The organism is Streptomyces sp. NPDC025651 (assembly GCF_055558735.1).
The window spans coordinates 1-1,312 of record NZ_JBVHLZ010000039.1 but is presented as its reverse complement, the minus strand read 5'-3'; the positions used below and the strand labels follow the sequence as shown (position 1 = coordinate 1,312).

Genomic DNA, 1,312 nt, shown 5'->3' with positions numbered 1-1,312 from the left:
GCTCCGAGGAACCCGGTGGCACCCGTCAGCAGTGTCGGTCCCCGCACCAAAGAGCTCCGGGAGCGGGCCGGCGGAAAGTGGAGGGGCAGACCCTGACGAGTTTCGGCCCACAGATCGACTTCCTCGACGGTCGGTCGCCCCTGCGCGATGGCTTCGTCGATCGCCCTGGCGAAGGCGCGCACCGTGGGTGTCGCCAGCAGAGTACGGATCAGTGAGGTGGCGTGAGCGGCGGGGACGGCCAGCCGCACCTGCAGGATCGCGACGGCACGTGCCGCTTGCAGGGACTGCCCGCCGCGGGCGAAGAAGTCGTCGTCGCGGCCGAAGCCGGGCAGGCCGAGCAGGTCGGCCCACACCTCCGCCACGAGGCACTCGGTCTTCGTCTCGGGCGGCGCGCTCCCCGACGGTGTGTCAGTTGTTGTCGTGGGCAGCAGTTGACGATCGACCTTGCCGTTGGTGTTGCGCGGCAGTTCGTCCACCACGTGCACCGTGGCAGGCACCATGAAGGGCGGAAGGTGGTCGGCCACGAACGTGCGCAGATGCTGGGCGAAGGCCGTGCGTGCCCCGCGATCCGTTCGCCGCCGTCCGGAGCGGGCGCAGGGGACGACCCAGGCGATGAGCTGCCCGCGTCCGGCAGAAGAGGTACGGACGTCGACGACAGCCTCGCTGGCCTCGGGATGCGCGGTGAGTGTGCTCTCGACCTCGGCGAGTTCGACGCGGTAACCGTTGAGTTTCACCTGCCGGTCGAGTCGGCCGAGGAATTCCAGAGCTCCGTCCGAACGCCAGCGGGCCCGGTCACCGGTCCGGTACAGCCGTTGCCCCTCTGCTCCGGGGAACGAAGGCTCCACGAAGCGCTCACGCGTGCGTTCGAGGTCACCGTAGTAGCCGGTGGCCAGGCCGTCGCCGCCGACCCAGAGTTCACCCTGCTCGCCGACGGCGGCCTGCTGTCCGTCCGGACGTACGACATATGCGGTGGAATTGGCAGCCGGGCGGCCGATGGGCACACGACTCTGCGCGTCCGCCGGTCCTGCGATCTCATGCATGGTGCAGAAGATCCCGTTCTCTGTCGGACCGTAGGCGTTGATCAGATGCCGGGGCGGGCCGTGCCGCAGCACCGACCGCACGGCCGCCGGGCTGACCACGTCGGCGGTGACGAAGAGGTAGCGCAGTCGCGCGAACATCTCCGGTCGCCATGAGGCCACTTCGTGGAAGAGACCCGCGCTGAGCACCATGACGGTGGCCGCGTCGACCTGAATCCGGTGGGCGAGCGCATCGGGTGAGAGCAGAGTGGGCCGGTCCAGCACCACCAGGCAGG

General features: G+C 69.4%; 1 protein-coding gene. It reads right to left on the bottom strand.

The window, feature by feature from the left end:
• Positions 1 to 1,312: non-ribosomal peptide synthetase (locus ACZ4D5_RS43445; protein ID WP_467778075.1), on the bottom strand; the 1,312-nt coding region annotated here is incomplete at both ends.